Genomic DNA, 23,556 nt, shown 5'->3' with positions numbered 1-23,556 from the left:
GGCTACTCCGCGCGGTAGTTGAAGCGCTTCGTATTGGAATTCAGGCGCCAGTCCGAGTCGTTGAAGGCGTTCACCTGAATCGGCTTGGACAGGTACTCGCGGTCCATCCCCATGCGCAGCGTCACGGTGTAGGTCTCGCCGCTCTTGAGCGCGCTCTTCGGCCCGATCAGCCAGCGGCCCGGGCGGCGGATGTAGAACATCGCATCCTCGAGCGTGCTGAAGGTCTGGCGCACGCTGCCTATATAAGACACGTGGTACTGGCGGATCAGCACGTCGTAGGAGATGCGCGCAGTCTGGCGCGCGCGGATCGCGACCTCGTCGCGCCAGTACCAGCGCGGGCGCACGACCTGGATCTCGGTGGTGAAGTACAGCGGGATGCCGTGCTCGATGGCGTCCTTCATCGCGCTGTTCAGCTCGAACGCGTAGTGCGCGTCCAGGCGGTAGCCCTCGTCGGTCTTGTCGATGGCCGCACGCGTGATCTCGACGTCGGCCGCCTGCGCCGCGCCCGCGCATGCGAGCGCGAACACCAGCAGCAGCTGGCGGGCGAATAGTCGGAACGATCGTAACGTCACAAGTGGGCCTTGGCCTTCAATAATCTGTCGGGAGACCCGTTACGCGGTTTTCTGGAATAGCGCGTAGAACAAGCCGTCATGGTCCTGATCGCGGCTGGCCGTGGGCAGCAGCTGTCCGGGAGCGGTGAGGCGCGTTGCGTGGTGCCGCACCGCAAACGCGGCGGCTTGCGCTTCCGACTCTTGCGGCCAGAGCGAACAAGTCACGAACAGCAATTTACCATTTGGCTCCAGCATCTGCCAAAGATTGTCGAGGATTTCGGCGGAAAGTGTTGCAAGTTGGAGCGTATCGGACTCGCGGCGCAGCCAGCGGATGTCCGGGTGGCGGCGCACGATGCCCGACGCCGTGCACGGCACGTCGGCGATGATGCGGTCGAAGCGGCGGCCATCCCACCATGCGGTCGACTGCGCATCGCCGGCCACGAGCGTGGCGTCCAGGCCGAGGCGGTCGAGGTTGTCGCGCACGCGCTGCAGGCGGGCCGGGTCGGCATCGACCGCGGTCAGCTCCACGTCGGCCAGCTCCAGGATGTGGCCGGTCTTGCCGCCGGGCGCCGCGCAGGCGTCCAGCACGCGCATGCCGCTGGCCACGTCGAGCAGCGGCGCGGCCAGCTGGGCGGCCGCGTCCTGCACCGACACCACGCCTTCGGCAAAGCCGGGGATCAGGCTGACCGCGACCGGCTTGTCGAGGCGGACCGCGGACGGCCCCACCGCGTGCGCACCGATCCCGTGCTCGCGCAGGGTGGCGAGGTATTCTTCCAGGCCGGCCTTGCGGCGGTTCACGCGCAACGTCAGCGGCGGCTGCGCATTGCCGGCCGCGAGCACCTCGCGCCAGGCCGACGGATAGGCGGCGCGCATGGCGTCGATCCACCACTGCGGGTAATTGAACTGGGCGACCGGATCGCGCATGGCCTGCGCCAGCAGCGCGTCCTTCTCGCGCAGGAAGCGGCGCAGCACGGCGTTGACCATGCCTTTTGCGCGCACCAGGTCTGGGTGGGCGGCGGCCGCGTTGACGGCCTGGTCGACCACGGTGAAGGCTTCGTAGGGCGCGGTTTCGCCGGCCGGGGTATCCATCAGCGTCAGCGCGCAGCACACCAGCGCGGCCAGCATCGGCGGCTCCGGCGCCTTGGCCGCCAGCTGGGCCAGCAGCGCCTCGCTGCGTCCCAGCGCACGCAGGGCGCGGTAAGCCAGGTCCTGGATCGCGCCGCGCGCCTGCGGCGTGGCCTGCATGATGCCAAACACATTCGACAGCGCCTGCGGCAGCGCCACGCCCTGGGTGCGCACCTGGGCCACCGCGTTGGCGGCGCCGAGCAGCGCGAACGCGAGCGAATCGGACTTCAGGTCGGGGCGGAAGCCCGTCTGGAGTGCCGGTTTCACTTCGTGGCTGCGGCGCAGGCGGGCTTCGGGGGCGGGAGCGCGGCGGGCGACGGACAGCGTCGGACGCTTGTTGATCATGTTGGCCTTCTATTACAAAACAGCCTCCATTTTAACGGCTACAGGCTCTTTCTCGCCTGAAACCGGCCTTAATCCCCCTCGCGCGCGACCGAAAAACCACGCCGGCCACCCCGAAATGGGGACAGACCCCATTTTCGAAATGGGGTCTGTCCCCATTTCGGGGTGCACGGGGTGATGCCGCGACGATATATAATGGACGCTGTTTGTCTATATAGATCACCTTTCATGCTCGCCCAACAAAAGCAAGACATCGCGGCCCTGTTCCAGGCTGCCCTCGCGCCCATCGTCGCCGGTTCCGGCCTGACCCCGAACATCGTCCTCGAGCGCCCGCGCGATCCGTCGCACGGCGACGTCGCGTGCAATATCGCGATGCAGCTGGCCAAGCAGCTCAAGTCGAATCCGCGCGAGCTGGCCCAGAAGATCGTGGCGGCGCTGCAGGCGGACCCGAATGCGCAAGGCCTGGTCGAGGGCGTCGAGATCGCCGGCCCCGGCTTCATCAACCTGCGCGTCGCCGCGGCGGCCAAGCAGTCGGTGGTGCGCACCATCCTCGCGCAGCAGGAGAACTTCGGCCGCGCGCAGACCGGCGCGGGCAAGCCGGTGATCATCGAATTCGTGTCGGCCAACCCGACCGGACCGCTGCACGTGGGCCACGGCCGCCAGGCCGCGCTGGGCGACGCCCTGTCCTCGCTGTACGAGTCGCAGGGCTACAAGGTCACGCGCGAGTTCTATTACAACGACGCGGGCGTGCAGATCGCGACCCTGGCGACCTCGGTGCAGGCGCGCGCACGCGGCTTCAAGCCGGGCGACGCCGAGTGGCCAGAGTCGGCCTACAACGGCGACTACATTGCGGACATCGCGGCCGACTTCCTGGCCGGGAAGACCGTCTCCGCCAGCGACGGCCAGCCGGCCACCGCGTCGGGCGACGTGAATGACATCGAATCGATCCGCGCATTCGCAGTGACCTACCTGCGCAACGAGCAGGACATCGACCTGCAGGCCTTCGGGGTCAAGTTCGACAACTACTACCTGGAGTCGTCGCTGTACCGCGACGGCAAGGTGGACGCGGCGGTGCAGGCGCTGGTCAATGCCGGCAAGACCTTCGAGCAGGATGGCGCGCTGTGGCTGCGCACCACCGAATACGGCGACGACAAGGACCGCGTGATGCGCAAGTCCGACGGCACCTACACCTACTTCGTGCCGGACGTGGCCTACCACATCGTGAAGTGGCAGCGCGGCTTCGGCCAGGCCATCAACGTGCAGGGCAGCGACCACCACGGCACCATCGCGCGCGTGCGCGCCGGCCTGCAAGCGGTCGGCATGGGCATCCCGCAGGGCTACCCCGACTACGTGCTGCACAAGATGGTTACCGTGATGAAGAACGGCGAAGAGGTCAAGATCTCCAAGCGCGCCGGCTCCTACGTGACGGTGCGCGACCTGATCGAATGGTCGGGCGGCGGCGACATCGCGCGCGGCCGCGATGCGGTGCGCTTCTTCCTCATCTCGCGCAAGGCCGACACCGAGTTCGTGTTCGACGTCGACGTCGCGCTCAAGACCTCGGACGAGAATCCGGTGTACTACGTGCAGTACGCGAACGCGCGCATCTGCTCGGTGCTGGCCCAGTGGGGCGGCGACGAGTCGGTGCTGGCCGGCGTGGACCTGGCGCCGCTGACCGCGCCGCGCGAGGCGGCGCTGCTGGCGACGCTGGCAGCCTATCCGGAGACGCTGGAACGCGCCCTGTCCGAACTCGGCCCGCACCAGGTGGCGTTCTATCTGCGCGACCTCGCCGGCGAACTGCACGGCTACTATAATGCCGAGCGCGTGCTGGTCGACGACGAGGCGACCCGCATGGCGCGCCTGGCACTGCTGGTGGCCACGCGCCAGGTGCTGCGCAACGGACTCGCGCTGATCGGCGTGTCCGCTCCCAACAAGATGTAAGCAGAATCCAGGCAGCCAATGACCCAGACTCTCATGAACAGCAAGCGCCAGCGCGGCAGCACGACGACCGGCATCATCATCGGCCTGATCCTGGGCCTGGTGATCGCGGTGATCGTCGCGCTGGTCATCACCAAGGGCGCCTCCCCGTTCACCGACCGTGGCGGCAAGCTCGGCAAGGGCGATCCGACCCCGGCGCAGGTGGCCGATCCGAACCGTCCGCTATACGGCGACCGTGACGCGGCGCGCGAAGCGAACAAGCAGATGGTCGAGCGCCCACGGCCGGCGGAAGATCCGCTGGGCGAGGCGATCGCGGGCATGCCCGCCGAGGGCGCCGCGCCGGCCCCGGCGGCCGCACCGGCTGCTGCGGCAACGCCTGGCGCCGCTCCTGCGGCACCGGCCGCCGCGCCAGCGCCCGCGGTGGCGCCGGGCGAAGTGGTGTACTACCTGCAGGCCGGCGCGTTCCGCGAACTGGCCGACGCCGAGAACTCGCGTGCCAAGCTCGCGCTGCTCGGCTTCGAGGCCAGCGTCAGCGACCGCAGCAATCCTGACGGCGCCGTGCTGCACCGCGTGCGCATCGGCCCGTTCAACCAGGAAGCGATGACGCGCGCCCGCGCCAAGCTGCTCGACGCCGGCGTCGACGTGGCGATCGTCCGCAACCAGCAATAACCCGCAATCTTCGACAAGGGAGTCCTGATGCGTTACCTGAAGAAGCTGTTGGGCGCCTTCGCGCTCGCGACTGCCGCCTCGATGGCCGGCGCCACCCCGGAGCATCCGCAAAACAACGTCGATTACCTGACGCTGCCGCAGGCGCAGGACACCGACAGCGGCGACAAGGTCGAGGTGATCGAGTTCTTCGCCTACTACTGCCCGCACTGCAACGTGCTCGAGCCGCGCCTGGCCGCCTGGGTGAAGAAACAGGGCGACAACATCGTGTTCAAGCGCGTGCACGTACCGCGCGACGAGAACGTGCTGCCGCAGCAGCGCCTGTTCTATACGCTGGAAGCGCTCGGCCTGCTGGAGCAGTACCACGCCAAGGTGTTCGCCGCGATGCACGAGCAGCGCCTGCGCCTGAACCGCGACGAGCAGGTGTTCGACTGGGCCCAGCAGAACGGCATCGACCGCGAGAAGTTCGTCAACGCCTACCGCTCCTTCGGCGTGCAGGCGCGCGTGCGCCGCGCCGGCTACATGATGCAGAACTACCGCGTGAACTACTGGCCGGTCGTGGTCGTCGGCGGCAAGTACCTCACCTCGCCGTCGCAGGTGGGCGAGAACATGCGCGGCGAACCGACCGAAGCCGAACAGCAGGAAGCGGCGCTCAAGGTGATGGACTACCTGGTCCAGAAATCCAAGCCTGCGGCACCAGCCGCCGCCAAATAAGATGGGCGCTCCCCGTGTCTTCATCACGGGCGCATCGAGCGGCATCGGCGCTGCGCTCGCCCGCGAATACGCAGCGCAAGGCGCCACGGTGGGGCTGGTGGCGCGCCGCCAGGCCTTGCTCGACGAGCTGGCGGCCTCCCTCCCCGGCCGGCACTACACCTATGCACTGGATGTGAACGATCACGCCGCCCTGGCGCGCGCGGCGCAGGATTTCATCGCGCAGGCGGGCGGCGCGGACATCGTGATCGCCAACGCCGGCGTCTCGCACGGCACCATCACCGAGCACGCCTGCGACCTCCCTGTCTTCCATTCGATCCTGGCCACCAACGTGATGGCCACGGTCGCCACCTTTTCGCCGTTCATCGCGCACATGAAGGACCATCCGGGCACGGCGCGGCTGGTCGGCATCGGCAGCGTGGCCGGCATCCGCGGGCTGCCCGGCGCCGGCGCCTACTCCGCATCCAAGGCTGCCGTGATCAGCTACTGCGAGTCGCTGCGGGTGGAACTGTCGCGCCACGGCATCAAGGTCGTGACGATCGCGCCAGGATATATCGCGACGCCGATGACGGCCAAAAATCCCTATCCGATGCCCTTCCTCATGCCGGCCGACCGCTTCGCCAAAAAGGCGGTGCAGGCGATCGCCGCCGGCGACAGCTACCGCGTGATCCCGTGGCAGATGGGCGTGGTCGCCAAGCTGCTGCGCGTGCTGCCGAACGCGCTGTACGACCGCCTGTTCCGGCGCGCGCCGCACAAGCCGCGCAAGGCCGTGGACGCGGCATGACGCTGTCGGCACAGGCAGTCGCTGCGCTCGCGCGCAACACCGCGGGCGTGCGCATCGAAGTCGTCGAACGCACCGGCTCCACCAATGCCGACCTGCTGGCGCGCGCACCGGCGCTGGCCGGACCGCTGCTGCTGGCCGCGCTGGAACAGACCGCCGGACGCGGCCGCGCCGGGCGCAGCTGGCTGTCGGCGCCGGACGCATCGCTGACCTTCTCGCTGGCCTGGCCTTTCGAGGGCGGCCCCGGACGGCTGGCCGGCCTGCCGCTCGCGGTCGGGGTCGCGCTGGCCGAAACCCTGCGCGCGCTGGATGTCGGCGTGCAGCTGAAGTGGCCGAACGACCTGCTGAAGGACGGCAGCAAGCTGGCCGGCATCCTGGTCGAAACGCAAACGGTGGACGGCGTGACCTGGGCGGTGATCGGGGTGGGCCTGAACCTCGACCTGCCCGACGCGCTCGAAGCGCAGATCGGCCGGCCGGCCGCATCGGCCACCTGGCTCGCGCGCATGGACCGCAACGAACTGCTGGCGCGCCTGCTCGACAGCCTGGCGGCGATGGCCGCCGAGTTTGCGCAGCACGGCTTCGGCGCGTTCTGCGGGCGCTGGAACCGCGCGCACGCGTGGCATGGCTTCCCGGTAGTGATCCTCGACCGCGGCGAAGTTGTGCACCAGGGCGTCGCGATGGGCGTGGACGAGAGCGGCCAGCTGCAGCTCGACACCGCGTCCGGACGCATCGCGGTGATGTCCGGCGACGTCTCGCTCAGGCTGAAGGAATAGCATGCTGCTGCTGGTCGACTGCGGAAACACCCGCGTGAAATGGGCGCTCGCCAACGACATGGCAGCGCTGGGCGCATGGAGCGACAGCGGCGTGGCCGGGCACGACCACATCGGCTCGCTGGGCGAACGCTGGCGCGGCCTGGAGATCCGGCGCGCAATCGTGGCCAACGTCGCCGGTCCGGTGCTGGAGGGCGAGCTGCGCGCGGTGCTGCCGCGCGACACCACCTGGTTCCGCTCGCAGGCCGAACTCAAGGGCATGCACAACCGCTACCGCAATCCGCAGCAACTGGGCGCCGACCGCTTCGCCGCGGCGCTCGGCGCGCGGGCGCTGGAGCCGGGCAAGCGCATCGTGGTGGCGACCTGCGGCACCGCGACCACCATCGATGCCGTCGATGCGCAGGGCGACTTCCTGGGCGGGATGATCGTGCCGGGCGTGGGCCTGATGGCCGCTTCGCTGGCGCGCAACACGGCGCAGCTGCCGATGGTGCAGCCGGGGACGCTGCCGGCCGGCTTCGCCGACAACACCGACGACGCCATCCTGTCCGGCATCCTGTCCGCGCAGGCCGGCGCGATCGAACGGGCCTGCGCGCTGCACCGCGCGCAGCTGTGCATCGTGTCCGGAGGCGCAGCGCCCTACATCGCACCGGCATTGGCCGTGCCGCACCGGATGGTCGATAATATCGTCCTGGTCGGCCTGCACGCCGCCGCAACCTGATCGGATACCACGTGCTCAAATTTATCTTCTGGTCCCTGCTGCTCGCCAATGCGGCGCTGTTCGCCTACGGCCAGGGCTATCTCGGGAGTTTCAAGGCGGCCGAACGCGAGCCTGCGCGCATGAAGAACCAGCTGGCGGCAGAGCGCATCGCGCTGGTGCCGGCGGAGCTGGCGGAAGCTGCGGCCACGGTGGCGCAGGAACCCGCGCCGGTAGCCGCTGCGCCGGCGCCCGCCACGATCGCCTGTACCGAAGTCGGGGACTTCGATGCGGTGGCGGCGCGCCGCTTCGACAGCCTCATCGCGCCGCTTGGCCTGGCGGACAAGCAGTCCCGCATCAACGTGCCGGTCACGCAGATCACGCAGTATGTGGTGCACATCGCGCCTCAAGGCAGCCGCGAAGCGGCCGAAAAGCGTGCGGCGGAGCTGGCGGCGCGCGGCGTCACCAACTACTACATCATGCCGGACACCGCGCTGCGCTGGGGTATCTCGCTGGGCGTGTTCAAGTCGGAAGCCGCCGCGCAGTCGCTGCGCAATGCGCTGGGCAGGCAGGGGCTCGAAGGCGTGCGGATCACCGGGCGCGGGCCGACCGTCAACAAGCTGGCCTACCAGTTCCGCGGGATCGACCAGGCCACGCGCGACAGGCTGGTGGAGATCGAGCGGCGCTTCAGGGATATCGATATCCGGACGTGCAAGTAGGATTCCCCGCTTGCTGAAGCGGAGGACAGTCCACTTTGCTAGCGGCGCACGACCACGGGCTTGATGTGCAGCGAAGCTGGAATCGATTCCTCGGCTGCGAGCGCATCCTTGCGCGTGGCGAACGGGCCGCTGTACAGGCGGTACAGCGAGCCGGCGCGCACCACTTCCAATGACGACAGTACGCCGCCCCGCTTCTGCAGGCGCTGGCGCACTTCGTTCGCGCGCGCCTCGGTCGAAAATGCTCCCAGCTGCAGGTAGAAGCTGCCTGCCGGCGCCTGCACCGGCTTGTCGATCATCAGCGCGGCTGCCTGCGGCACGTCGGCGGCGGCGTGGATCGGTTCGGCGTTGCGGCGCTTGGCCCACAGTTCGGAGCGGCCCGGGAACAGGCGCTCGACCTCGACTTCGTGGCTGCCCGCGCCGAGCAGGCCGATGCGCAGCGCGGCGGTGTACGACAGGTCGATGATGCGGCTGGCGTGGAAGGGTCCGCGGTCGTTCACGCGCACCACCACCGATTTGCCGGACACCAGCGAACGCACGCGCGCGTACGACGGAATTGGCAGCGTCGGGTGCGCGGCCGTCATCTTGTACATGTCGTAGATTTCGCCGGACGAGGTTTTCTGCCCGTGGAACTTCTTGCCGTACCAGCTGGCGACGCCGCGCTGCGTGAACTCGGCGTCAGGCTTCATCGGCACGTAGGTTTTCCCGAACACGACGTACGGCCGGTTGGCCCACTTGTTGAGCGGCTCGTCGCGCACTTCGGCGTCCGGCACCTCGTGCAGTCCGTCCGGCGGGTCGTCGCCGGGACCGTCGTCCTTGTAGTAGCCGCCGCGACCGGAATTGGCGGCCGGCAGTTCCGGCGCCCCGGTGGACTTGCGCTTGGGGACCGGCGGCGCCGGGAACGGCGACAGGCGCTTCAGCGGCGTGCCGCAGCCGGCGAGGAAGACGGCGCACACCAGCGCGGCGGCCAGCCTGTTACGGGACGTCGTCATGTCTGCACCAGCTTCTTGTGGCGCTGGATGCTCATCAGGATGCCGCTGCCCACGCCCAGCGTCAGCAGCGCGGTGCCGCCGTAGCTCATGAACGGCAGCGGCACGCCGACCACCGGCACGATGCCCGCGACCATCGCCATGTTAACAAAGGCATACGTGAAGAAGATCATCGTGATCGCGCCGGCCAGCAGGCGCGTGAAGGTGCTGGGCGCGTTGGCCGCGATCATCATGCCGCGGCCGATCAGCAGCAGGTAGAGGAACAGCAGGACCATATTGCCGATCAGTCCAAATTCTTCCGAATACACCGCGAACACGAAGTCGGTGGTGGCCTCGGGCAGGAATTCGAGGCGGGCCTGGGTGCCGTTCATCCAGCCCTTTCCCATCACGCCACCGGAGCCGATCGCGATGGTCGACTGGATGATGTGGAAGCCCTTGCCGAGCGGGTCGGCGGAAGGGTCGATCAGCGTCATCACGCGCTCGCGCTGGTAGTCGTGCAGCATCGACCACACCACCGGCATGCTGGCAAGTGCGGTGACGGCCATCCCGGCCAGCATCTTCCACGACAGGCCGGCCAGGAAGATCACGTACATGCCGGAGGACAGGACCAGCGTGGCGGTGCCGAGGTCGGGCTGCTTGGCGATGAAGGTGAACGGCACGGCCAGCAGCAGCGCGGCGACCAGGAACGAACTCCAGTGCTTGACGCTGGCGCGGGTGTGGAAGTACCAGGCCAGCATCAGCGGCACCGCGATCTTGAGGATCTCGGACGGCTGGATGTTGATGCCGACGTAGATCCAGCGCCGCGAACCGTTCTTGACGATGCCGAACAGCGCGACGGCAAGCAGCAGGACCACGCCCACCACGTAGATCGGCAGCGCCAGCCGCATCAGCGTCTGCGGCGACAGGTTCGCCGCCGCCCACATGAACATGAAGGCGACGACCGCGTTGCGGATCTGGCCTTCCACGCGGCCCGGAAAATCGATCCCGGCCGAGTGGATCGTCATCAAGCCTGCGCACAGGATCAGGAAGATGATCAGCGCCAGCGGGCCGTCGAAGACGGTGAAGTAAGGCTTCATGCGCCGCCATAGCGAGCGCCGTTCGTTAATGCGCATTCGGGGCTCCCTGGACTGGCGCGGCGCCCGGCTTGGGCGGCGGCGGCCGCTTGCCGAGCAGGTAATAGTCGAGCGCCTTGCGCGCGATCGGGGCCGCGGAGGCCGCGCCGAAGCCGGCGTTCTCCACCACCAGCGCGAGCGCGATGGTCGGCTTGTCGGCCGGCGCGAACGCGACGTACAGCGCGTTGTCGCGGTGATGCGCGGCGATCGCGCTGGCGTTGTACTTGCCGCCCCGCAGGCCGATCACCTGCGCGGTACCGGTCTTGCCGGCCGAGATGTAGCCGGCGTTGCGGAAGGCGGTAAAGCCGGTGCCGCTCGAATCCTGGGTCACGCCGACCATGGCGGCCTTGATGACGTCGATATTTTTCTGCTGCAGCGGAATGCGGCGCGTTTCCTTGGGCACCGTCAGCGAACGCGCGCGCGTGGCGCCGTCCTCGATGATCTTGACCAGGTGGGGCTTCATCACCACGCCGTTATTCGCCAGCGTGGACACGGCGTGCGCCAACTGGATCATGGTGTAGTTGTTATAGCCCTGGCCGATGCTGACCGAAATCGTCTCGCCGGCGTGCCACTTGGGGTCCTTCTTGATGTTCTTGCGCTTCCAGTCGCGCGACGGCAGCACGCCCTTTTTCTCGTGCTCCAGGTCGATGCCGGTCAGCTGGCCGAAGCCGAACTGGCTCATGAAGCTGGCGATGTTATCGACGCCCATCTCGTTGCCGAGCTGGTAGAAGTAGGTGTCGCACGAGACCACGATCGAATCGTACATGTCGACGTAGCCGTGGCCGCCCGGCTTGTCGTCGCGGAAGCGGTGCCCGCCGAGCACGAAGTAGCCGGCATCGGAGATGCCCTGCTCGGGCGTGCGCCGGCCCTGCTCCAGCGCGGCCAGCGCCATGAAGGGCTTGAAAGTCGAACCTGGCGCGTAGGCGCCGGACAGCGGGCGGTTCATCAGCGGCTTGTCGATCGAGGTATTCAGCTCGTTCCAGTTCTTGCTGTCGATGCCGTCCACGAACAGGTTGGGGTCGTAGCCGGGACGCGAAACGTAGGCCAGGATGTCGCCGCTGGACGGTTCGATCGCGACCAGCGCGCCCTTGTTCTCGCCGAAGGCCTCCTCGATCACCTTTTGCAGCTCGATGTCGATCGACAGGATCAGGTTGCTGCCCGCCGTGGCCGAGGTGCGCGACAGCGTGCGGATCGCGCGGCCGCCGGCCGACTTCTCCACTTCCTCGTAGCCGGTGCGGCCGTGCAGGTAGCGTTCGTAGCTCTTCTCGACGCCTTCCTTGCCGATATGTTCGGTGCCGTTGTAGTTGGCCGCGTCCTGCAAGGTGTCGATCCTGGCCTTGTCGCGCGCGTTGATGCGGCCGATGTAGCCGATCACGTGGGAGGCGGTCTCGCCGAACGGATACTGGCGGAACAGGCGCGCCTGCACCGTCACCCCGGGGAAGCGGAAGCGCTGCGCGGTGAAGCGCGCCACCTCCTCGTCGGTCAGCCGGGTGCGCAGCGGGACGCTCTCGAAGCTGCGCGACTCTTCCATCAGTCGCTTGAAGCGGCGGCGGTCGTGCGCATCGATCTCGACCAGCTTGGACAGTTCGTTGATCACCGACTCGAGGTTGTAGGCCAGCTTGGACGGCGTGACCTCCAGCGTGTAGCCGGAGTCGTTGCGGGCCAGGACCACGCCGTTGCGGTCCAGGATCAGGCCGCGGTTGGGCACCACCGGCACCAGCGCGATGCGGTTGTCCTTGGCCTGGGCGGCGTAGTCGTTGTGCTTGATCACCTGCAGCCACACGAAGCGCGCGGCCAGCAGGGCAAAGCAGACGAACACCAGCCCACCCAGCACCGTGAGGCGGAGCCGGAACGCGCGCAGTTCCCGTTCGTTGTCTTTAAATTCAGTCATGCTGCCTGCGTCAGATCGGACGCGTGTGGTCCTTGTCGACCGCGCGGCGCTGCGGCGCCAGCAGCAGCCAGGTGATGACCGGCCACAGCGCCATCGCGACGGCGCTCTCGACAAAGTGGAGCCAGCCGGGGAAGCGGCCCGACACGATGACCAGCACCAGCGCCTGCACGGCCTGCGCGAACAGCAGCAGCGGGAACACGTACATGGCCTGGGTCGCGATCGGGAACCACTTCACGAAGCGGTGCATCATGATCGCCAGGTAGGACAGCAGCGTGTAGGCCAGCGCATTCTCGCCCAGCAGGGTGGCGTCGTGCACGTCCATCAGCAGGCCCATGGAGAAGGCGACGCCGATGCCCACTTTGCGCGGCTGGTGGATGCCCCAGAAGACCAGCACCAGCGCGACGAAGTCGGGCGTGCCGACCCAGTGCCCCCAGGGCAGCAGGTTGAGCATGAAGGCGCAGGTCAGGCTGAAGGCGATGAACAGCGGGCTGACCGGGAGCAGGATGTAGTGCGGACGGTTCATCGGGTGGTCGGCTGTTGCTGCGGTTGGGCTGCGGGCGGGGTGGCAGGTTGCGGCTTCGCCGGAGCCGGTTGTGGCACAGCCGCTTGCGGCTTTGGCGGCTCAGCCTGGGTCCCAGCCTGCGCCGGGACGACGGTGGCCGGGGCGACGTCGAGCGGTGGCATGTCGGGCTTCTTGCCGCGCTTTGTTTCGGCGACCACGGGTTCGGGCGCCGGACGCGGCACCACCTGCGCGCGTTCGGTGAGGATCAGGAGCTGGCGGTTGCGGTCGATGCCGGCCAGCGGCTGCGACACGACGCGGCCGAAATTGCCGGTGGCGCTCGACTCGACCTGCACCACCTTGGCGACCGCGAGACCGGCCGGGTACACGCCGTCCAGGCCGGAGGTGATCAGCACGTCGCCCACCTGCAGGTCGGCGTTCGGGGTGACAAAGCGCAGGTCCAGCAGGCCGGCCTGGCCGCGGCCATAGGCCACGCTGCGCAGGCCGTTGCGCAGCACCTGCACCGGGATCACCTGGTCCTTGTCGGTCAGGAGCGTGACTTCCGAGGTGAACGGGAACACGCGCGTGACCTGGCCGACCACGCCCGCGTAGTCGATCACCGGCATGCCGACCGCCACGCCGTGGCTGCTGCCGCGGTCGAGCACGATCTTGGCCGTGGCCGGGTCGCGCGCGTCGTACAGGATTTCGGCCATCATGGACTTGACGGGCACCTGCTCCCTGGCGCCCATCAGGCGGCGCAGGTGGGCGTTCTCGGCCATCTGGTAGCGCGCCTGCTGCAGCACCTGCGCGGACGCGACCTGGCTGGCCTTCAGTTCATTGACTTCCTTCTGCAGCGCGGATAGCGAGGAGAAGTAGTTGCCCATGTTCGACACGGCGTCGCGCGGCATCAGCGCGGCCATCTGCAGCGGGTACAGCACGGTGCCGGCGACCTGGCGCACGATGGCCAGGGCTTGCATGCGCGAGTCGATCATCAGAAGCGCGATGGAGATCAGCGCGAAAACGGTCACCTTGACCCGGGCAGGGGCACCTTGCTTGAAGAGTGGCGGTGGACTGTATTCCATGTATTCCGATAGTCACGGCAGGGGAATGCCGGTGGCCCGGGGACTGTACTGCCCGTTCAGCGGCTGCGGGACTGCCCCCTGATCTTCAGCTTGATCGGTGTCGATGCAGGCTGAAGCTCGGGGGACGGCCCCGTTGCGAGGACAGTCCCCTTTGATTACTCGTAGGAGAAGATGGAGCCCAGCTTGTCCATGCGCTCGAGCGCCATGCCGGAGCCGCGCACCACGCAGGTCAGCGGGTCTTCGGCGACCAGCACCGGCAGGCCGGTTTCTTCCATCAGCAGGCGGTCCAGGTCGCGCAGCAGCGCGCCGCCGCCGGTCAGCATCATGCCCTTTTCGGCGATGTCCGCGCCCAGTTCCGGCGGGGTCTGCTCAAGGGCGTTCTTGACGGCCGAGACGATGTTGTTGAGCGGGTCGGTCAGGGCTTCCAGGATCTCGTTGGACGAAATCGTGAACGAGCGCGGAATGCCTTCGGACAGGTTGCGGCCCTTGACTTCCATTTCCTTGACTTCGGAACCCGGGAACGCGGAACCGATCGACTTCTTGATCGCTTCGGCGGTCTGCTCGCCGATCAGCATGCCGTAATTGCGGCGGATGTAGTTGACGATCGCGTCGTCGAAGCGGTCGCCGCCAACGCGCACGGAGCCTTTGTAGACCATGCCGCCCAGCGAGATGATGCCCACTTCGGTAGTGCCGCCGCCGATGTCAACGACCATCGAGCCGGTCGCGTCGGAGACTGGCAGGCCGGCGCCGATCGCCGCTGCCATCGGTTCTTCGATCAGGTACACCTGCGATGCGCCGGCGCCGAGCGCCGATTCGCGGATCGCGCGGCGCTCGACCTGGGTCGAACCGCACGGCACGCAGATGATGATGCGCGGGTTCGGGCGGAAGAACTTGGAGTCGTGCACCATGCGGATGAACTGCTTGAGCATCTGTTCGGTGACGGTGAAGTCGGCGATGACGCCGTCCTTCATCGGGCGGATCGCCTCGATATTGCCTGGCACCTTGCCCAGCATCTGCTTTGCTTCCTTGCCGACTGCCTGGATGGTCTTCTTGCCGTTCGGGCCGCCCTCCTGGCGGATCGCGACGACCGAAGGTTCATCCAGCACGATGCCGAGGCCGCGCACGTAGATCAGCGTGTTTGCCGTGCCAAGGTCGATGGCCAGGTCATTCGAAAAATAGCTGCGTAAAAAACCGAACATGTGTGTCATTCCTAAACGCGCAAACCGCGCTTTTACTGAGTGTTCAAACCCGCCGCCCGGTGCTGCTCGCCGGCGGAGCGATTCATGAATCCTTAAATGGGCGTCTATCCACCCGCATCAGCCTGCCATTCTACCTTATAATTTACCGCTTATTGACGGGAAAACGGCAGTAAATGCCTCCGATTTCTCGTGCTTGAAGGCCGAACTTACCAGCCTGTTAAGCGCAAATCACAACGTTTTTGTTCATTCATCCACTAAATTGCGCGGGCCGCTTTGTCGCCGCGATAACAGCCATGTCCCTGACACTCGCAGACGTTAAACGAATCGCCAACCTGGCACAACTCGACATGAGCGAAGAACATGCCGAAACCGCGCTGGCGGAATTGAACGGCATCTTCGCGCTGGCCGAGCAGATGCAGGCCATCGACACCACCGGCGTGGAGCCGCTGTCGCAGCCGCTGTCCGCCGTGCTGGGCGGCCTGTCGCTGCGCCTGCGCGAGGACGTCGTCACCGAAAGCGACCGCCGCGAAGCCTACCAGAAGCCGGCGCCCGCCAGCCAGGACGGCCTGTACCTGGTCCCGAAAGTCATCGAATAAGCCGCGAAAACGACCATGCATAACAAAACACTGAAACAGCTGTCCGCGGCGCTGCACGCGAAAGAGATCTCGTCCGTCGAACTGACGCGCCACTACCTGGACCGCATCGCGCAGTCCGACCTGAACGCCTACCTGCACGTGGACGCCGAGCTGTCGCTGGCGCAGGCGAAGGCCGCCGACGCCCTGCTGGCCACCGGCAGCGCTGGCGCGCTGACCGGCGTGCCGATTGCGCACAAGGACATCTTCGTCACCCAGGACTGGCGCTCGACCGCCGGCTCGAAGATGCTGGCCAATTACGTCAGCCCGTTCGACGCGACCATCGTGCGCAAACTGGCGGAGGCCGGCATGGTCTCGCTGGGCAAGGTGAACTGCGACGAATTCGCGATGGGTTCCTCGAACGAGAATTCGGCGTTCGGCCCGGTCAAGAACCCGTGGGACAAGCTGGCCGTGCCGGGCGGTTCGTCGGGCGGCTCGGCTGCGGCCGTGGCCGCGCGCCTCGCCCCTGCCGCCACCGCCACCGACACCGGCGGCTCGATCCGCCAGCCGGCCGCGTTCTGCGGCGTCACCGGCATCAAGCCGACCTACGGCCGCGCATCGCGCTTCGGCATGATCGCCTTCGCGTCCTCGCTCGACCAGGGCGGCCCGATCGCACAGACCGCGGAAGACTGCGCGCTGCTGCTGAACGAGATGATCGGCCACGACGAGCGCGACTCGACCAGCCTGACCGCCGACCAGGGCAACGTGCGCGAGGACTTCGCGCGCGACCTGGACAAGCCGCTCACCGGCCTGCGCATCGGCGTGCCGAAGGAGTACTTCGGCGAGGGCCTCTCCAGCGACGTCGAGAAAGCCGTGCGCGCCGCGCTCGAGCAGTTCGTGCAGCTGGGCGCCACGCTGGTGGACATCTCGCTGCCGAAGACCTCGATGTCGATCCCGGTGTACTACATCATCGCGCCGGCGGAGGCCTCGTCCAACCTGTCGCGCTTCGACGGCGTGCGCTACGGCCACCGCGCGAAGGAATACAAAGACCTGCAGGACATGTACAAGAAGACGCGCGCCGAGGGCTTTGGCCCGGAGGTGCAGCGCCGCATCATGGTCGGCACCTACGTGCTGTGCCACGGCTACTACGACGCGTACTACGTGCAGGCGCAGAAGATCCGCCGCCTGATCGCGGAAGACTTCCAGGCTGCGTTCGCCGACAAGTGCGACGTGATCATGGGACCGGTGGCGCCGTCGGTGGCGTGGGACCTGGGCGACAAGGCCAACGATCCGGTGGCGAACTACCTGGCCGATATCTTCACGTTGTCGACCAGCCTGGCGGGCCTGCCGGGCATGTCGATCCCGTGCGGCTTCGGCGAAGGCGCGAAGAACGCGAACCGTCCGGTCGGCCTGCAAATCATCGGCAACTACTTCAACGAAGCGAAACTGCTGAACATCGCCCACCAATACCAGCTCGCGACCGACTGGCACACGCGCGCACCGGCATCCATTTAATTGAATTGCGGGACAGGCCAAGCGCAGCGCAGCCCTGTCCCCAACACTTCAGAGAGACATACTATGCAATGGGAAGTCGTCATCGGTCTTGAGAACCACGTGCAGCTCACGACCAACTCGAAAATCTTCAGCGGCAGCCCGATCCAGTTCGGCGCGGAGCCGAACACGCAGGCAAGCCTGGTCGACCTGGCGCTGCCGGGCGCGCTGCCGGTGATGAACAAGGGCGCGGTCGAACGCGCGATCCGCTTCGGCCTCGCGGTCGGGGCGAAGATCGCGCCGCGTTCGGTCTTCGCGCGCAAAAACTACTTCTACCCTGACCTGCCGAAGGGCTACCAGATCTCGCAGTTCGAAGAGCCGGTGGTGGTTGGCGGGCAGCTAACGTTCGGCTACGAGAAGGATGGCAAATTTGTCACCAGGACCGTGAACCTGACGCGCGCGCACCTGGAAGAGGACGCGGGCAAGTCGCTGCACGAGGACTATCACGGCATGACCGGGATCGACCTGAACCGCGCCGGCACGCCGCTGCTGGAGATCGTGTCGGAACCGGAGATGCGCAGCGCTGCCGAGGCGGTCGCATACGCGAAGGCGCTGCACGGCCTGGTGATGTGGCTGGGCGTGTGCGACGGGAACATGCAGGAAGGCTCGTTCCGCTGCGACGTGAACGTGTCCGTGCGCCCGATGGGCCAGCAGGAATTCGGCACCCGCTGCGAGATCAAGAACCTGAACTCGTTCCGCTTCATGGAAGAAGCGATCCACTACGAAGTGCGGCGCCAGATCGAACTGATCGAGGACGGCGGCAAGGTGCAGCAGGCCACGCGCCTGTGGGATCCGGACAAGAAGGAAACGCGCGCAATGCGCACCAAGGAAGACGCGCAGGATTACCGCTACTTCCCGGACCCGGACCTGCCGCCGCTGGTGATCGGCGAAGACTGGATCGCGCGCGTGAAGCAGGACATGCCGGAACTGCCGGAAGCGATGCGCGCACGCTTCACGGGCGACTACGGGCTGCCTGAGTACGACGCACTGGTCCTGACCCAGTCGAAGGAAATGGCGCACTACTACGAAGCGGTGGTCGCCAAGGCCGGACGCGAGAACGCCAAGGCGGCGGCCAACTGGATGATGGGCGACGTCGCCTCCACGCTGAACCGCGAAGGCGTCGAGATCGGAGACTCGCCGGTGGAAGCGTCGCAACTGGCGCTGCTGGTCAAGCGCATCGCGGACGGCACCATCTCGAACAAGGCCGCGAAGGAAGTGTTCGCGGCGATGTGGGAAGCGAAATCCACCGACGAGCACCTCGCCGATGCGATCATCGAGCAGAAGGGGCTGAAGCAGATTTCGGATACCGGCGCGCTCGAGAAGATCGTCGACGACGTGATCGCGGCAAACACCAAGTCGGTGGAGCAGTACCGTGCGGGCAAGGAAGCGGCGATCAACGCGCTGATCGGCCAGGCGATGAAGGCGTCGCGCGGGACGGCCAATCCGGCGCAGCTGACCGAACTGCTGAAGAAGAAGCTGGCGGGCTAAATCGCATACCCCCCCGGGTTTATGGCGAAAACCGCGTGCGGCGCAGATACCTCTCCGGGGTATGCGCTCCACGCCGTTTTTGTCGCCTATACCCCTGCATGGGAAGGGGACTGTGCCTGCGGGACTGTTCCCCCGCTATTCTTACACGCCGTAGCGGGTGCGGTAGGCGGCGACGGCGTCGCGGTACTGCGCAAGCTGCGGGTCGGCGCCTTCGCCCGACAGGTAGTTGAACAGGTCGTCCAGGTTGCCGATCGAGATGACCGGGATGCCGAATTCGCGGCTCACTTCCTGCACCGCGGAGCCGGCCGAGAGTGCGCCGTCCTTGCCCGACTTTTCCATGCGGTCGAGCGCGATCAGCACCGCGCACGGTTCGGCGCCGGCGGCGCGGATCATGTCCACCGATTCGCGCACCGAGGTGCCGGCCGAGATCACGTCGTCCACGATCACGACTTTGCCATGCAGCTTGGCGCCGACCAGGGTGCCGCCTTCGCCATGGTCCTTGGCTTCCTTGCGGTTGAAGGCGAACGAGGTGTTGTGCCCCTTGTTGGCCAGCGCGACCGCCGTGGCGGAAGCCAGCGTGATGCCCTTGTACGCCGGGCCGAACAGCATGTCGAATTCGACGCCGGAATCGAGCAGCGTCTGCGCGTAGAAGTCGGCCACCTTGCCCAGCGTGGCGCCATCGTGGAACAGCCCCGCGTTGAAGAAGTACGGCGACTGGCGCCCCGCCTTGGTGGTGAATTCACCGAACCTCAGCACGCCCGCCGATACCGAAAACGCGATAAACTGTTGCCGCAAATTATTCACGATGTCCCCTGTGTTGAAAGAAGCAGTATTTTATGCCAAAGATTATCTCCGCGAACCTGAACGGCATCCGTTCCGCCCACAAAAAGGGTTTCTTTAACTGGCTGGAAAAGCAGACCGCCGACTTTGTGTGCGTGCAGGAGCTGAAGGCGCAGCTTCCCGACATGACGCCGGAGTTCCTGAATCCGTGCGGCTATCACGGGCATTTCCACTATGCGGAGAAGAAGGGATATTCGGGCACCGGCGTGTACAGCCGCGTGGCGCCGGACCGTGTGATCACGGGTTTCGGCTGCCCCGAGTTCGATGCGGAAGGCCGCTACGTGCAGTGCGACTTCGGCAACCTGTCGGTGATTTCGGTGTACTGCCCGTCCGGCTCGTCGTCGCCGGAGCGCCAGGAGGCCAAGTTCCGCTTCATGGAAGTATTCCTGCCGCACCTGGTCGCGCTCAAGGCCGAGGGCCGCGAAGTCGTCATCTGCGGCGACTGGAACATCGCGCATAAGGAGATCGACCTGAAGAACTGGAAGGGCAACCTGAAGAATTCGGGCTTCCTGCCGGAGGAGCGGGCGTGGATGACGCGCATCTTCGACGAGTGCGGCTATGTGGACGTCCATCGCGGCATCGACGACCGCGCCGAGCAGTACACATGGTGGAGCAATCGCGGCCAGGCGTACGCGAAGAACGTCGGCTGGCGCATCGACTATCACGTCGCAACCCCGGGCCTGGCGAAGTGCGCGAAAGCCGTCTCGATCTACAAGGACGAGCGCTTCTCGGACCACGCGCCGCTGATCATCGAGTACGCGCTGTAGGCGTACTGACCCTGAACTGATCAATCGCATTTGGCGGAATCGGCCAGAACATGGCGGATTCCGCCAGTCCTGATACGTCGCAAAGACAAGCGTTCGCATTGAAGTAGCGCAGGCCACGATGGAAATCCTGCCTGGTTTGTGACATTCGGAGAGTTCGCGTGGCTGGCCGGCGGCTAACATGTCTTTTCTTCATTGAAGAGAGAACGCGATGATCCGCTCGACACTCCTGGCTGTTGCGATTTCGCTCGCTGCGCCCGCAGGCTTTGCTGCCGAAACGTGCAGGGAAGCCTGCCTGGCAAAAGTGAAGGAAGCTTATGTCCTGCAAACGCAGGGCAAACTCAACGAGGCTTGGGGCAAATACACCGAAGCGGTCAACATCGCGCCTGATTCGGCGTTGCCGCTCTCGGCGCGCGCCGCACTGCTTCTCGTGATGTCTGAACGAATGGCGCCGGCCGACGCGGAGAAGGCGCGTGCAGCCGCCGAGGCGAATGCCAGCGAGGCCTTGAAGCTGAAGCCCGACAGTCCGATCGCACTGGAGACGCTGCGTCTTCTGCGCGATGGACGACCTGCTCCACTGAACCCCATGCCCCCGGATGCTGCCAAATTGTTCGAGGCAGGAGAGCAGTTGTTCGCAAAGGGCCGGTACGCCGACGCGCTGAAGAAATATGAAGCAGCCTTTCCATTGGCCCCCAAGGTCTCGGGACTGTGGGTCGTTGCGGGCAATTGCCATTTCGCGCAAAAGGACTATCCCCAGGCTGAGGCGCTGTTCCGGCGCGCCACCGAGATCGAGCCGCGCAACTCCCAGGCGTGGCGTTTCCTGTCCAATGCGCTGCTCGCACAGGACAAAGGCGATGCAGCGGCACAGGCATTGATCGATGCGATCGCCGCCGAACCCACCCCAGCCTCCGTCTGGATGGCGCTCAATCACATCAAGCCGCTCAAGCCACTGCAACTGCGCCGCGGTTCGCAAGTGAATGCGGGATCCGACGGGAACCTCAAGATATCGCTGGACGCGCGGATTCAGAAGGAGAATGGGACACCGGATAGCGCGTTCTGGCTTGCGATGGGCATGGTCGAGATCAAGCTGCGCGGGGACGACAAGGACAAGAAGCTGTCCGCGTTCGACATCGAGCTTGAAACGTGGCGCACTGCGCTGAAGATCATCGGTGAGTTGAACACCAAGTCAGGCAAGGAACTGAGCGATCCTGCGCTGCGGCAGATGCAGGTGTTCGAGCGGGACGGGCAGCTGGAGCCTGCCCTGTTGTTGCTGACGTATCGGCAGGCGTATCGGCCTGCGCTGGAAAAATGGGTGGCTGCGAATCCGGATGGGGTGGCGAAGTTCATCAATCGCTACGGGCTTCGGCCATGATGTTCAAGGGGACCGTCCCCTTCCCTATTCCAGCGTGCGGGTGCTGGTGAAGGTGCGCTCGGCGCCGCTCAAAGGGTCGGTGAAGGTAATGGAGCGGGCCAGCAGCTGCAAGGGGTGGCGGAAGTCGTCGCCCTTGCACGGCAGCGCGACGGGGTAGAAAGCATCGTTGAGGATGGGCGCGCCGAGCGATGCCATGTGCAGGCGCAGCTGGTGCTTGCGGCCGGTGTGCGGCTGCAGGCGGTACAGGTTGATGTCGCCGCGCTCCTCGATCACGTCCACCACCGTTTCCGAATTTGGTTCGCCCACCTCCTCGCGCATAATGAAGAACTGGTCGGCGTCGACCATGCGGCTGCGGTAGGTGAACGGGTAGTCGCGGCGGCCGGGAATCGGCGCGGCCAGCGCTTCGTAGGTCTTCTGCATCGAGCGCTTCTGGAACATCGACTGGTAGGTGCCGCGGGTGGCGCGGTTGTGCGAGAAGATGACGACGCCGGCGGTCTCGCGGTCCAGGCGGTGGATCGGCACCAGGTCGGGCAGGCCGAGCTTGTGCTTCAGGCGCACCAGCAGCGTCTCCTTGACGAAGCGGCCGGTCGGGATCATGGGCAGGAAGTGCGGCTTGTCGACGATAAGCAGGTGCTCGTCCATGTGCAGCACCTGTTCTTCGAACGGGATCGGCGTTTCCGGCGGTAGCTCGCGGTAGTACCAGATGCGCATCTGCTTGCGGAAGGGCGTCGCGGGCGTGACCGGGTCGCCGCGCCCGTCCACCACTTCGCCGCGCGCCATCCGTTCGCGCCAGTCGGACTCCGTCACCGCAGGGAAGCGCGCGACCAGGAAGGCCAGCAGCGAGGGCCATCGTTCGTCCGGCAGCCACAGGTAGCTGGGTGCCACGCCGTCGCGGATCGGTAAGGGAACGAACGAATTTGCCTCTGCCTGCCAGCCCATCTGCCCTGCTCTATCTGATAGCGGTTGTCCGGTATGCCGGCAGCCGTGCCACCGTCGTGCCTTTTGCGCGCGCGTATACAGGCAGCAGCACGTTCATGTGGTCCTGGATGATGGCGATACGGTCCTCGCCGCCCGGGTGGGTCGAGAGCAGCTGGATCGGCGCGCCGCGCTCGTCCAGCGAAGCCATCTTGCGCCACAGCGCGATGCCGGCACGCGGATCGTAACCGGCGCGCGCGGCAATGTCGAGGCCGATCAGGTCCGCTTCGCGTTCCTCGTCGCGCGAGAACTTCAGGACGGCCAGCTGGCCGGCGGCATTCGCAAAGCCACCGGTGATGTTGGGATCGACGCCCAGCAGGACGGAGGCTGCAGCGCCGCCCAGCCGCGCCAGCAGGCCGGTGGCCGCCGCTTTGCCGGCACGTTCGCGGCCGTGTTCGCGCAGCGCGTGCGCGACTTCATGGCCCATGATGGCGGCGATTTCGTCGTCGGTCAGATGCAGCTTGCTGATGATGCCGCTGTAGAAGCCAATGCGCCCGCCCGGCAGGCAGAACGCGTTGACCTGGTCGGAGTTGAACAGGTTGACCTGCCATTTCCAGTTCTGGGCATCCGCGTTCCAGCGCGTCGAATGCGGGATGATGCGGCGCGCGATGTTGCGCAGCCGGTTGACCTGCGGATGCGTGGCCGGGTACAGCGCGCCTTGTTCCTTGGCCTGCGACAGCATCGCCACGTACTGCTGGGAGGCTTGCTGCTCGACTTGTTCGGGGGAAATCAGGCGCTTGGCGAGCGAACGCGTGCGCGAAAGTGGCTGGACGACAATCCCGTCCTGGACTACCTGCCCGCCCTGCTGCACCTGCTCCACCCGCTGCTGCGCCGGCGCGGAGCCAATGCACAGGGTCAGCGCCAGCAGCGCTGCGGCATGCTTGAATGTTCTCATCGTGGTCTCCGTGGTTGCGTCAGCGAAAGCATACGC

23 protein-coding genes are annotated in these 23,556 nt (G+C 66.3%); 12 read left to right on the top strand and 11 right to left on the bottom strand.

All coding sequences use genetic code 11. From position 1 onward, the window contains the following. Positions 1 to 2: 2 nt before the first annotated feature. Positions 3 to 572, bottom strand: coding sequence for a DUF4390 domain-containing protein (locus tag ACFSQR_RS13355; protein WP_377730364.1), 570 nt, complete (start codon positions 570 to 572; stop codon positions 3 to 5). Between the two features lie 39 nt (positions 573 to 611). Further along, positions 612 to 2,021, bottom strand: coding sequence for a 16S rRNA (cytosine(967)-C(5))-methyltransferase RsmB (gene rsmB / locus ACFSQR_RS13350; RefSeq protein ID WP_377730363.1), 1,410 nt, complete (start codon positions 2,019 to 2,021; stop codon positions 612 to 614). Between the two features lie 225 nt (positions 2,022 to 2,246). Between rsmB and argS the strand changes: the two genes are divergently transcribed. The 7 genes from argS to ACFSQR_RS13315 are packed head-to-tail and all read left to right on the top strand — an operon-like array spanning position 2,247 to position 8,294. Continuing rightward, the gene (gene argS, locus ACFSQR_RS13345; RefSeq protein ID WP_377730362.1) at positions 2,247 to 3,956 is read left to right on the top strand and encodes an arginine--tRNA ligase; all 1,710 of its coding nucleotides are present in this window, start codon (positions 2,247 to 2,249) and stop codon (positions 3,954 to 3,956) included. Between the two features lie 18 nt (positions 3,957 to 3,974). Then, the gene (locus ACFSQR_RS13340) at positions 3,975 to 4,622 is read left to right on the top strand and encodes an SPOR domain-containing protein (protein WP_377730361.1); all 648 of its coding nucleotides are present in this window, start codon (positions 3,975 to 3,977) and stop codon (positions 4,620 to 4,622) included. 27 nt (positions 4,623 to 4,649) lie between these two features. Next, positions 4,650 to 5,333, top strand: a complete 684-nt coding sequence (locus ACFSQR_RS13335) for a thiol:disulfide interchange protein DsbA/DsbL (protein WP_377730360.1) — start codon at positions 4,650 to 4,652, stop codon at positions 5,331 to 5,333. Position 5,334: 1 nt separating this feature from the next. Beyond that, entirely contained in the window at positions 5,335 to 6,114 is a 780-nt protein-coding gene (locus ACFSQR_RS13330; RefSeq protein ID WP_377730358.1) for an SDR family oxidoreductase, read from the top strand. Next, the gene (locus ACFSQR_RS13325) at positions 6,111 to 6,884 is read left to right on the top strand and encodes a biotin--[acetyl-CoA-carboxylase] ligase (RefSeq protein ID WP_377730356.1); all 774 of its coding nucleotides are present in this window, start codon (positions 6,111 to 6,113) and stop codon (positions 6,882 to 6,884) included. The genes ACFSQR_RS13330 and ACFSQR_RS13325 overlap by 4 nt, the downstream gene beginning before the upstream one ends. A gap of 1 nt (position 6,885) precedes the next feature. After that, on the top strand, positions 6,886 to 7,599 hold the full coding sequence (locus ACFSQR_RS13320) for a type III pantothenate kinase (protein ID WP_377730355.1): 714 nt from the start codon (positions 6,886 to 6,888) through the stop codon (positions 7,597 to 7,599). A gap of 11 nt (positions 7,600 to 7,610) precedes the next feature. Further along, positions 7,611 to 8,294, top strand: coding sequence for an SPOR domain-containing protein (locus ACFSQR_RS13315; protein WP_377730354.1), 684 nt, complete (start codon positions 7,611 to 7,613; stop codon positions 8,292 to 8,294). A gap of 38 nt (positions 8,295 to 8,332) precedes the next feature. Here the strand turns inward: ACFSQR_RS13315 and ACFSQR_RS13310 are convergent, their stop codons facing one another. From ACFSQR_RS13310 to ACFSQR_RS13285, 6 genes are all read right to left on the bottom strand, one after another. Beyond that, positions 8,333 to 9,283: a septal ring lytic transglycosylase RlpA family protein gene (locus ACFSQR_RS13310; protein WP_377730353.1), complete on the bottom strand. Its 951-nt coding sequence runs from the start codon at positions 9,281 to 9,283 to the stop codon at positions 8,333 to 8,335. Continuing rightward, on the bottom strand, positions 9,280 to 10,392 hold the full coding sequence (gene rodA / locus ACFSQR_RS13305; protein WP_377730352.1) for a rod shape-determining protein RodA: 1,113 nt from the start codon (positions 10,390 to 10,392) through the stop codon (positions 9,280 to 9,282). The genes ACFSQR_RS13310 and rodA overlap by 4 nt, the downstream gene beginning before the upstream one ends. After that, entirely contained in the window at positions 10,382 to 12,283 is a 1,902-nt protein-coding gene (mrdA, locus tag ACFSQR_RS13300) for a penicillin-binding protein 2 (protein WP_377730351.1), read from the bottom strand. Before mrdA ends, rodA begins: the two co-directional genes overlap by 11 nt. A gap of 10 nt (positions 12,284 to 12,293) precedes the next feature. Further along, positions 12,294 to 12,806, bottom strand: coding sequence for a rod shape-determining protein MreD (gene mreD, locus ACFSQR_RS13295; protein WP_377730350.1), 513 nt, complete (start codon positions 12,804 to 12,806; stop codon positions 12,294 to 12,296). Further along, positions 12,803 to 13,864 (bottom strand): rod shape-determining protein MreC, encoded by a 1,062-nt coding sequence (gene mreC, locus ACFSQR_RS13290; protein WP_377730349.1) that lies wholly within the window; start codon positions 13,862 to 13,864, stop codon positions 12,803 to 12,805. Before mreC ends, mreD begins: the two co-directional genes overlap by 4 nt. A 155-nt stretch (positions 13,865 to 14,019) precedes the next feature. After that, positions 14,020 to 15,063, bottom strand: a complete 1,044-nt coding sequence (locus tag ACFSQR_RS13285; RefSeq protein ID WP_377730348.1) for a rod shape-determining protein — start codon at positions 15,061 to 15,063, stop codon at positions 14,020 to 14,022. 293 nt (positions 15,064 to 15,356) lie between these two features. On the opposite strand from ACFSQR_RS13285, the gene gatC reads away from it, so the two are divergent. From gatC to gatB, 3 genes are all read left to right on the top strand, one after another. Then, positions 15,357 to 15,659, top strand: a complete 303-nt coding sequence (gene gatC / locus ACFSQR_RS13280; RefSeq protein ID WP_377730347.1) for an Asp-tRNA(Asn)/Glu-tRNA(Gln) amidotransferase subunit GatC — start codon at positions 15,357 to 15,359, stop codon at positions 15,657 to 15,659. A gap of 15 nt (positions 15,660 to 15,674) precedes the next feature. Further along, on the top strand, positions 15,675 to 17,150 hold the full coding sequence (gene gatA, locus ACFSQR_RS13275; RefSeq protein WP_377730346.1) for an Asp-tRNA(Asn)/Glu-tRNA(Gln) amidotransferase subunit GatA: 1,476 nt from the start codon (positions 15,675 to 15,677) through the stop codon (positions 17,148 to 17,150). 63 nt (positions 17,151 to 17,213) lie between these two features. Further along, complete coding sequence (gene gatB, locus ACFSQR_RS13270; RefSeq protein WP_377730345.1) at positions 17,214 to 18,674, top strand: Asp-tRNA(Asn)/Glu-tRNA(Gln) amidotransferase subunit GatB; 1,461 nt, start codon at positions 17,214 to 17,216, stop codon at positions 18,672 to 18,674. Positions 18,675 to 18,815: 141 nt separating this feature from the next. On the opposite strand, the gene pyrE is transcribed toward gatB, so the two are convergent. Next, positions 18,816 to 19,478, bottom strand: coding sequence for an orotate phosphoribosyltransferase (gene pyrE / locus ACFSQR_RS13265; RefSeq protein ID WP_377730344.1), 663 nt, complete (start codon positions 19,476 to 19,478; stop codon positions 18,816 to 18,818). Positions 19,479 to 19,510: 32 nt separating this feature from the next. Here pyrE and ACFSQR_RS13260 point away from each other — a divergent pair, with 32 nt between their 5' ends. Both ACFSQR_RS13260 and ACFSQR_RS13255 read left to right on the top strand, forming a co-directional pair. After that, positions 19,511 to 20,281, top strand: a complete 771-nt coding sequence (locus ACFSQR_RS13260; RefSeq protein ID WP_377730343.1) for an exodeoxyribonuclease III — start codon at positions 19,511 to 19,513, stop codon at positions 20,279 to 20,281. A 208-nt stretch (positions 20,282 to 20,489) separates the two neighbouring features. Continuing rightward, positions 20,490 to 21,650, top strand: coding sequence for a tetratricopeptide repeat protein (locus ACFSQR_RS13255; protein WP_377730342.1), 1,161 nt, complete (start codon positions 20,490 to 20,492; stop codon positions 21,648 to 21,650). A gap of 24 nt (positions 21,651 to 21,674) precedes the next feature. Here ACFSQR_RS13255 and ACFSQR_RS13250 read toward each other — a convergent pair whose 3' ends face one another. Then, a complete protein-coding gene (locus ACFSQR_RS13250) occupies positions 21,675 to 22,589 on the bottom strand; it encodes an RluA family pseudouridine synthase (protein WP_377730341.1) in 915 nt (304 codons plus the stop codon). A 10-nt stretch (positions 22,590 to 22,599) separates the two neighbouring features. Beyond that, positions 22,600 to 23,520 (bottom strand): M48 family metallopeptidase, encoded by a 921-nt coding sequence (locus tag ACFSQR_RS13245; RefSeq protein ID WP_377730340.1) that lies wholly within the window; start codon positions 23,518 to 23,520, stop codon positions 22,600 to 22,602. Positions 23,521 to 23,556: the final 36 nt, after the last annotated feature.

Source organism: Pseudoduganella sp. GCM10020061 (assembly GCF_042683405.1).
Taxonomy (GTDB): domain Bacteria; phylum Pseudomonadota; class Gammaproteobacteria; order Burkholderiales; family Burkholderiaceae_D; genus Telluria.
The sequence above is the reverse complement of the archived record's forward strand: the minus strand, read 5'-3'. Positions and strand labels throughout refer to the sequence as shown.